The sequence below is a fragment of the Pseudomonas paralactis genome, assembly GCF_001439735.1.
GTDB lineage: Bacteria > Pseudomonadota > Gammaproteobacteria > Pseudomonadales > Pseudomonadaceae > Aquipseudomonas > Aquipseudomonas paralactis.
This window is the reverse complement of record NZ_JYLN01000022.1, coordinates 1-9,527: the sequence shown is the minus strand read 5'-3', so window position 1 is coordinate 9,527 and position 9,527 is coordinate 1. Positions and strand designations below refer to the sequence as shown.

Here is a 9,527-nt window from a genome sequence, read left to right as displayed (position 1 = left end):
GGTCCATGCGTTCGCGCATGGCCTTTTCATCCGGCTTGTCGAGGTGCTTGTTGGCGTTTTGCGTATCGCGATTGAGGCCCACCAGGTCGTTGGCCCCCTCAGGATCACGCACAATAATCGTGCCCTCACTGACCGCCGCCCGGGTTTTGCTGCTGTCGGACTCACTCAGCACCGCGCCCATTGGCGGGCCCATTGCGATACCGCTGGACCCACCGGCAATACCTGCACTTGCCGAGGTGCTGTTGATTTTGCTGGTGTTCTTGATGTCACTGGTCAGCAAGCGGTCGGTAATCAGCAAGTTCTTGTCGGCGCTGGCTTCGCTCGCGATGACGGCACCCTGAAGCGTGGTGTTTTTGCCCACATCCAGGGTGTAGCCATCTTTGCCCGCATACAGCCCCGTCTGGTCAGTGACCGCCTTGTAGTCACTGTTCATGTTTCCGGCCGACATGCTTCCGGACGCCGTTACCGTTGTGCCGTAGCAGAACGGCGGCACGCAGATGCTTGCGCCAGCTCCCGCGCTACTCTGCTTGCTCTTTTGAGTGTCGATATCCTGGCGCGAAGCGATATTGAGGTTGCCGCCGATATCCGCCTTGATGCTGTCAGCACGCACCTGGGCACCGGCCAGGGTGGTGTCTTGGCCACTGCTCAGAACCAGCGCACCGGTATCCAGCTTGCTGTTAACCTGAGTCACAGAACTGCCGGAACCCATGCCTTTGGCGATTTGCGCACCAAGGTCCAGGGTGAAGCCGTTTTGCTCGCCGATATTGAAGCTGGCACCGATGCTGGTTTTGTCGTTTTTACTGTCGTTTTTGCGCTCGATGGTGTTTTGCGCGCTTTCCAGGATGATGTCGTTTTTAGCGACCAACGTGGTATTGGCAGCCTTCAATTCGCTGCCGATGACATGGATATCGCCCTGAGTTTCGGCGGCCTTGCCCGTCGCTACAACAGACAGGTTTTGACCTGCGTTGAGTGTGCTTTGCTTAGCCGTTTCACTGCGGTAGTCGCTGGTGCTTTTGCTGTGGGTACTGCCCAGCTCGGTGCCAATTTTAATCAGCGAACCATTACTGGCCGTGCCACCTTGCTTGTCCTTGAAACCCGAACCCTGGCCGTTGGCGTCTGCCATCTGGCCGCCCAGGTTGTAAGTGTTCAAAGCTACCTGCGCCAGCTTCACCGCTTTGAGTCGAGGATCATCGGCATTTTTCACAACAAAGGGGACAGATTTATTTACCACCATCCAACCTTGGCCGCCCTTGCCCTCGGCGTTCAATACGAACGCCTGCAATCCTCTCAACTTCTTCAATGAAACGAGCAGTTCCGGTAAGCTGCCCCCGTTGCAACGCCTCACGAATAATTTTCGTCTCATCACTCGAAACGGACTGCTTCACAAATGCTTTATAATTTTCGCGGCGCTTCAGCGTTGTATCTCCCAATATAGAAAAACAAGCATCAATATCAAGCCAGTCACTATCAGGCACCAGCCCTATGCGGGCATTGTAACTTGACCATGGATAATCCGCCGCGTCAGCCACCATGCAAGCACGAACCGGATTTAATTCAATGTACCTGCAGCAAGCCAGCAAGTAAGTCTCCGTTTGCACTACGCTTGATTTATACCGTCCCTCCCATAATGTACCTGTCCGCCCCTCTAACCTGTTTCGATACCGAGTGGCCCGAGCCGCGAGCGCCTTCATTAACTGCCCTAGCCCTGCAACCGAGTTACCCGGAGAAACCAGTAAATGGACATGATTAGTCATCAAACAGTAGGCGTATATTTTTATGCCAAATGCGTCCTTAAGCTCTCGAAGGTCTCTCACGTAGCGCTGGTAATCCTCCTCGGCAGCAAAGACCACCTGGCGGTTGTGACCACGCTGTACAACATGATGAGGATAGTTGGGCAAAACGACACGTCCCACTCTGGGCATAGGTAACCTCCTTCCTTAGAGAATTACAGCCTAGCAAATGGAAAAAAAATAAATCTGTCCCGAATGGCACTTACTTAACCTTCTTCGGGTGTCCATTTCTCCTGACCTCGGCCCTAGCCGCCGAACGCGTCTGCATCAGCATCGGGTAAGGCTTGGGCCTTCGTTTTATGGCGCGAGGCTCAATCCGTCCCGGCCGGTTTCCGACACGTTTCCTGGCGATCAACCTGAGTAAATTCGGTACCCCATCGTCTTGTTCGTCGGCACCGTACTGCTGCATCGCAAGGCATAATTGGAGGCTATGTTTAAAGCTAAGCTCGCGTGGCAAACAATCCGCTAACAGCGCTGATTGGGCCATGATCATCCGAATCAAATTATGCGCTAGCAGATACACCCATAATTCTTTTACAGCCATGCCAGGCGTCTTGCAGCTTAGCGTTTCAAGACCCAGCGTTGTCTTGATATTGCGCAGATCCAATTCAACATGCCAACGGTCTTTGTACAATGATTTTAGCCCGGCTTTAGGCACTTGTTGCGGGCAGTTCAAAGTGGTTACCAGGATTTTTCCATCGGTTTTCAGTTCACGTACTGTCAGTGTTTCAGGCGCTTCTTCGTAAGAAGCCTGGCTCATCCAAGAAGGTCGCTTCTTGGGCTTTGTCAGCTCAACCAAATGATCCTCCGACCCAAGCGATTGCCCGAGCCGAAAGTCCGTACTGCGCCGTCTGGCGCCGTATTGTTCAAACACGCCGTCAATCCCGCGACGTCGCAGTTCGCACAGCAAAAAGTATGTCGCGTAGTAGGCATCGCCCAGCACAATATCGCCTCGATTCAGTGTATCGAGCATCGTTCTGAGTAACGTCTGCTCATCGCCACCTTTGCCTCGAAAGCGCCCCAGTGAGGCGTCTAAAACGGCACCACTGGACAGGCAAATGATTCCTACCAAACGACAAATGGGAAAGCCCAACCCTGTTTTCTGGCCACGAGATTGCGGATAGGCAGCTTGATTGGCCGCAGTGTCTGGCATGGTCACTGTGGTGCCATCCACGAGACGTACCGGGCGGCCCATCCAGCGCCATGACGGTGGCACGCTGTTACTCATCGAGGATCCCGTGGAGCGCAACAATGTTGAAACCATCTCTACCGGTAACCGCGCCCGTGCTTTGCAATAAGCGCCGGTGTAGACACTGCTGGGGCTTAGCCCATCGCAGCAACGTTTGATCGAAAAATCATTCACGGCCTTCTGACAAGAACGGTCGGCATTCATGGCCTGAGCCAGAAACATCGACAGTGTTTCAGTCGGCGGGAATAAGCGTTGACGATGCTTGGGAATCACTGACTCGGCACGCTGTAGCAGTGCCGGATCGGCTAGCAGCTTAAAGAATGCATGGGCGTTGCTGTTTTTGGCGTGCTGCTGAATGCGCTGCTGTTGATGCCTGACGATTTGACGTCTACGATTCACGCGGGCTGTCCTTGTTCGAGTGGTGTGTGTTCGCAACTATCACCGTAGACCAAGGACGGCCTTTTTTCATTTTTCTGTAGTCATATCAGCTGGTTAGCTGTTAAGGAAGTGCCATTCAAGTCTGTCCCCTTTTTCATACCGGCGCAAGGCCGGTGCTGGGAGAGTGCTATCACTGTACAGTCAACTTAACTCAATTGATTTCAGCTGCCCCTCGCCATCGCACAAAATAATGACCGTACCGTACGGACAATCTAGAGTTATTACCCTGTCCTTGTACTCATCATCAACCATTCCGGATGCCTTACGAGTAGGGCTGTCAAATCTAATCTCTAGAAAATAGCCCTCCCCATTAGCTTGATTTGGCAAGGCATCTTTATTGCCTTGCTCAGACAAGATTTTTTGAATTTCCTCAATATGAATTGACGCCATAAACCCTCCGCGAACTCAAGGTAACGGGACAAAATCGCCTTTGCCTAATAAGTTTTTAACTTGGTTAGGTCTAATTGGGCCAACGGAAATAATTTTCATCTCGTCTCTTGGCACAGTAATTCGAATCAGCTTCCCTTCAACTTCTTGAATTACATTGATATGCCCTGTCCTTGCGTCCATAAACCGAGTAGCGCTGGGATTATTGGCAAGTTTCTGCAAAGCATCGCTATCAAGCTTTCCTGCAAGCTGACCCATTCGAGGATCGTTGAGCTGGCCAAATACGCGATCAGCAATTGAGAAGTTTTTTGCGGAACCAGCAATTTCGCCTGCGCCTTTTGCACCTACATTAGCAGCTCCCCCACCCAATCCGCCACCCAAAAGCTTCCCCGCAGCCCCAAACAGCAGCAGTTGTGCCGCCGACTTACCCGCGCCAACAGCTAAGTCTCCCGTCGCGCTCGACTCCCCCGGGAAGGTCTCAGGAAAGAAAGACGCCGCAACCCGATCAGGCTCTCCAGATTTGAAATCAGCCGTAATTCGACTTGCGGAATCCCAGAGCAAAAGGGGACGGATTTATTTTAGCAGATTCAAGGGGGGCTGAGTCAGCTCACGATTTTTCTGTGGTGAGCTTTGGGTCGAGATGATCTATTTTTGGCTTGCGCAACTTCGATCTTTAATAATTTGGTTTTATTTTTTGTGCCTGATGGCTCTAAGCTCAATCAGGATGGGCGGTAATGAGCCGCCAACTTTATTTATGAGATCTGCGAGTTCAATCTGCGCGTAATCACAGCCATCACGCAACGGAATGGCTAACAGATGTGCAAAATCGTGCGAAGCAAAAGAGGGGCAGATTTATTTTTTTCTTAGAGATGTTTTTCTTCGGTTAAATAAATCTGTCCCCTTTCGTACTAAGGGTGCGGGCGCCGATAGCAATTTGAATGTGGTGGGTAGCCGTATCGATGCTGGAGGTGACGCCAACCTCAAGGCAGATGGCAAGATCAACCTCTTGGCTGCGCAAAACACTGCACATGGAGATAGTTCCAACAATAACAGTGGCTGGAGCGCTGGTGTCGGCTTCAGTTTTGGCGGGCAGCAAAACGGGTTCACATTGGACCTCGCTGCCAATAAAGGGCGGGGGATGTCCGATGGTGACGATGTCACCCAAACCAATACATCCGTCAAGGCTGGGCAGACAGTACGGCTTGAGAGTGCCGGGGATACCAATCTCAAAGGTGCGGTGGTAACCGGTCAGCAAGTTCAGGCCAAGGTGGGCGGTGATCTCAATATCGAGAGTCTGCAAGACACCAGTACCTATCGCTCGGAGCAACTGAACGCGAACGTCGGCGTCAGCATTTGCGTACCACCGTTCTGTATGGGCATGAGCAGTGTCAGCGGTGGCATTGGTCAGCAAAAAATGCACAGCGACTACGCCAGTGTCAGCGATCAATCGGGCATCAAGGCCCGCGATGGTGGTTTCCAGGTTGAGGTCAAGGGCAATACCGACCTCAAGGGCGCAATCATTGCCAGTAACGATAAGGCGGTGGCCGATGGTAAGAACACCCTCATCACAGGTTCGCTGACCAGTTCCGATATCAAGAACAAGGCTGATTATGACGCTACCAGTATCAATTTGAGCGGTGGCTACAGCACGGGCGGAAAGGTTGGCAGGGATGCCGACGGCAACGTAGACGCTACCAAAACAGGCACGCCCGCAGCGAATAAAGGCGGATTTGGAGTGAACGCCCCTATTGCGCTCTACGCGGGTGATAGCTCCAGCAGCAAAACCCTGAGCGGTATCAGCGGCGCAGATGTGACGGTCACTGATGGTGCCAAGCAACAAGCATTGACTGGTCAGACGACCGAGCAAGCGGTGGCTGCGATCAATACTGACGTATCCAGTGATCGGGATGGTAGCAACAAGCTCAAGCCGATCTTCGACGCTAAGGAAATTGAGGTTGGTTTCGAGATTACGGGCAAGTTTATTCAGAACGTCTCTGTGTATCTGGAGTCTCGTGCCCGCGAGGTGGATAACACGCGCAAACAAGCAGAAATAGAACAGTTGGCTGCGAACAACCCAGCCTTGAGTGCCGAGCAACGCCTGACTCATCGTGATAACTACCTGGCGCTTGATCAGCAGGCCAAAGCTATCGCTAACGATTGGGGGGCTGGTGGCAGTTATCGGCAGATCGCGACTGCGTTGGTGGCAGGTGCCAGCGGCAACGTGACCGGTGGTGGTACGCAGTTTGCCCAGAACATGTTCGTCAATTACGTCCAGCAGCAAGGCTCGGACTACATTGGCAAGCTGGTACTCAATGGGCTTAAAGAAGGCAGCCCCGAACACGCCGGCCTGCACGCTATCCTTGGCTGTGCCGGTGCTGCTGCCAGTAGTCAAAGTTGCTCGGCAGGTGCGTTGGGTGGTTCGGCCAGCAGTGTATTGGCAGGCCTCTTTAATGACACCAGCCCTAACGAAACCAGCGAGGAGCGCGAGGCTAAACGCAACATCATTGCGTCGGTGGTGACTGGCATTGCCGCGATGAGCAACCCCAACGGAGTGGCTACGGCGACTAACGTCGCGATTGCGAATGTCGACAACAACTGGTTAGCGACGCAGCAGATCGTGCAGATGTACGAGGAGATGAAAGCGGCCACCAACCCTGTTGAGCAACTGCAGGTCGCTGGAAAGTGGGGGCTGACATCGGTTCGTCAAGATGTCCTGACGGGTTCTGGCCTAGTCAAGGGCTTTACTGAAGGGATGGCCGGTGCGGGGCTTGGTACGCTGGACGGTGCCGCGATGCTCATGCGCGACCCGGTAGGAAGTATCGTGGCAATGAAGGAGTTTGTGTCCTCCCCTGAAGCCGTCAAGCTATTGGGTGCTACTGCGGCGGCGGCGCTTGGGTCGCAAATCGATCAGATGGGTGAAGCGCTCCAAAAAGGTGGGGATGCCAACGCGGAAAACCTGGGTAACCAATTTGGGCAAACGGTTGCCTTGGTTGTGGCGATGGTAGCAGGCGGTGGTTCTAACGCGGCCAAAGATGCGTTGCTGCTATCGCGAATGGGTCTGGATATCTCGAGCGCCGCACTCAAAAAAGTGGCTCAAAGTGCCAAAGCTGGTGGAATTGAGGCTAAGCTTGCGAAGCTGGAGCGAGTGGGGGCGGATCCGGATGTTCCGCAGGTGCCGGAGTTGGGTGCAAAAGTGACAGCAGGTGCTTCTGTTGATGGCGCAGGCGGTATTGCTGTTGCGCCTAAAACGATCCCATATGAACCAAAGGGCTCGGTTGTTTTACAAGGTGACGCCCCTGTATGCGGACCAGCCTGCGCAGCAATGACAATTACTGACAAAACGGGTGCGGCTATTAGCCTTGACAATGCAATTGGAAGCTTTGTAAACGGGGTCAGGCCGACCGGTGTTAACACTCTGGAATTATCAGATGTGATATCTAAGGCGGGAGTTAAAAATACTGTAAACACTACAATGCTACCTGACCAGTTAAACAAAGCACTGCAAGAAGGAGCGAGTGTTATCGTTCAGGTTCCCGCTGGCCAAGGAAAACACTTTATCATTGTTGATAGTGTTAAGTCTGTTGATGGCGTAAGTTACTATATGACACGAGACCCGTATGTCGGGCCAAGAGGTGTTCAGCAAGGGTTGTTAGATGGCGCAATGTCAACAGGCGTTAATGCCATTGTGATAGGGGAGTGATAATGAATATCGGCGATGTTGTTGAGCTAGATGGCTGGCTGGTTATTATTGATTATAAGCTTTTCCTCATACCAGAGAACTATTCAGAAAGTTATGAAGACGGTGAAAAAATTGAGATGTCTAACCCTGAAATAATGTTTTCTGTGATGGATGAAATCCTTCCTTTGGCCGGAGGAAAGAGCTTTATATTTCATAAGTCTAAGGTTTCAGGGGTCTTGATAGAGCTTTCGCCGATTAAGATTAAGCCAACAGCTTTATCTGTAGAGGAGAGAGGGCGTGGTTTTATTTCTATAGATATTGAGGGTGATGTTGAAAAACATAAAGCTCGGTACGAGGATTTCCTTAAGAAGAGACAGAATGTTAAGTCCGGTGACTGGCTAGATTACTTGTAGGTGCAAAAGGGCCAAGTCAGATCGTTGTGCGCAGCGATAACGATTTCAGCGCAACGGTCAACGGAAAGTAAGCGCTCCATGAACCCCACATTCCAAGCGCTTATCTGATGCTCGATGCTGTGCTCCGATTCTCTCAGAGGAGCAAAAGGGGACAGGAGCAAAAGGGGACGGATTTATTTTAGCAAAAGGGGACGGATTTATTTTAGCAGATTCAAGGGGGGCTGAGTCAGCTCACGATTTTTCTGTGGTGAGCTTTGGGTCGAGATGATCTATTTTTGGCTTGCGCAACTTCGATCTTTAATAATTTGGTTTTATTTTTTGTGCCTGATGGCTCTAAGCTCAATCAGGATGGGTGGAGAAAAGGGGATAGATTTATTTTTGAAGTTTGGTTTTATGAGGATTTTGAAAGAGGAAAGGGGACAGATTTATTTTTTTCCATTTGCTAGGCTGTAATTCTCTAAGGAAGGAGGTTACCTATGCCCAGAGTGGGACGTGTCGTTTTGCCCAACTATCCTCATCATGTTGTACAGCGTGGTCACAACCGCCAAGTGGTCTTTGCCGCCGAGGAGGACTACCAGCGCTACGTGAGAGACCTTCGAGAGCTTAAGGACGCATTTGGCATAAAAATATACGCCTACTGTTTGATGACTAATCATGTCCATTTACTGGTTTCTCCGGGTAACTCGGTTGCAGGGCTAGGGCAGTTAATGAAGGCGCTCGCGGCTCGGGCCACTCGGTATCGAAACAGGTTAGAGGGGCGGACAGGTACATTATGGGAGGGACGGTATAAATCAAGCGTAGTGCAAACGGAGACTTACTTGCTGGCTTGCTGCCGGTACATTGAATTAAATCCGGTTCGTGCATGCATGGTGGCTGACGCGGCGGATTATCCATGGTCAAGTTACAATGCCCGCATAGGGCTGGTGCCTGATAGTGACTGGCTTGATATTGATGCTTGTTTTTCTATATTGGGAGATACAACGCTGAAGCGCCGCGAAAATTATAAAGCATTTGTGAAGCAGTCCGTTTCGAGTGATGAGACGAAAATTATTCGTGAGGCGTTGCAACGGGGGCAGCTTACCGGAACTGCTCGTTTCATTGAAGAAGTTGAGAGGATTGCAGGCGTTCGTATTGAACGCCGAGGGCAAGGGCGGCCAAGGTTGGATGGTGGTAAATAAATCTGTCCCCTTTGTTTGTGAGCCAGAAACATCGACAGTGTTTCAGTCGGCGGGAATAAGCGTTGACGATGCTTGGGAATCACTGACTCGGCACGCTGTAGCAGCGCCGGATCGGCTAGCAGCTTAAAGAATGCATGGGCGTTGCTGTTTTTGGCGTGCTGCTGAATGCGCTGCTGTTGATGCCTGACGATTTGACGTCTACGATTCACGCGGGCTGTCCTTGTTCGAGTGGTGTGTGTTCGCAACTATCACCGTAGACCAAGGACGGCCTTTTTTCATTTTTCTGTAGTCATATCAGCTGGTTAGCTGTTAAGGAAGTGCCATTCGGGACAGATTTATTTTTTTCGAGTCTGGTCGCGACATTAATGCCATCGCCAGTCAGATCGATGCCAAGCGAGATATCGCCATGGCAGCTACCGAAAACCTGACACTGTCCTCGGCTGCAGACGAACA

Annotated in this window: 7 protein-coding genes and 2 pseudogenes; 3 read left to right on the top strand and 6 right to left on the bottom strand. The window is 51.7% G+C overall.

What is annotated here, in order from left to right:
* The 5 genes and pseudogenes from TX23_RS26540 to TX23_RS28270 all read right to left on the bottom strand — a co-directional run.
* Positions 1-1,201 (bottom strand): annotated as a pseudogene (locus TX23_RS26540) (hemagglutinin repeat-containing protein); the annotation flags it as partial.
* Between the two features lie 19 nt (positions 1,202-1,220).
* Complete coding sequence (locus TX23_RS27725; protein WP_082629729.1) at positions 1,221-1,922, bottom strand: transposase; 702 nt, start codon at positions 1,920-1,922, stop codon at positions 1,221-1,223.
* 70 nt (positions 1,923-1,992) lie between these two features.
* On the bottom strand, positions 1,993-3,378 hold the full coding sequence (locus TX23_RS26530) for an IS4 family transposase (RefSeq protein WP_057704723.1): 1,386 nt from the start codon (positions 3,376-3,378) through the stop codon (positions 1,993-1,995).
* A 180-nt stretch (positions 3,379-3,558) separates the two neighbouring features.
* A complete protein-coding gene (locus TX23_RS26525; protein WP_057704722.1) occupies positions 3,559-3,807 on the bottom strand; it encodes a hypothetical protein in 249 nt (82 codons plus the stop codon).
* Between the two features lie 15 nt (positions 3,808-3,822).
* Entirely contained in the window at positions 3,823-4,365 is a 543-nt protein-coding gene (locus TX23_RS28270; RefSeq protein ID WP_209445930.1) for a hypothetical protein, read from the bottom strand.
* A gap of 244 nt (positions 4,366-4,609) precedes the next feature.
* Between TX23_RS28270 and TX23_RS26520 the strand changes: the two genes are divergently transcribed.
* From TX23_RS26520 to TX23_RS27715, 3 genes are all read left to right on the top strand, one after another.
* Complete coding sequence (locus TX23_RS26520; protein ID WP_057704721.1) at positions 4,610-7,504, top strand: hemagglutinin repeat-containing protein; 2,895 nt, start codon at positions 4,610-4,612, stop codon at positions 7,502-7,504.
* A gap of 2 nt (positions 7,505-7,506) precedes the next feature.
* A complete protein-coding gene (locus TX23_RS26515; protein WP_057704720.1) occupies positions 7,507-7,896 on the top strand; it encodes a hypothetical protein in 390 nt (129 codons plus the stop codon).
* Positions 7,897-8,372: 476 nt separating this feature from the next.
* Entirely contained in the window at positions 8,373-9,074 is a 702-nt protein-coding gene (locus tag TX23_RS27715) for a transposase (protein ID WP_082629729.1), read from the top strand.
* A gap of 20 nt (positions 9,075-9,094) precedes the next feature.
* Here TX23_RS27715 and TX23_RS28620 read toward each other — a convergent pair.
* Positions 9,095-9,283 (bottom strand): annotated as a pseudogene (locus TX23_RS28620) (IS4 family transposase); the annotation flags it as partial.
* Between the last annotated feature and the right edge of the window lie 244 nt (positions 9,284-9,527).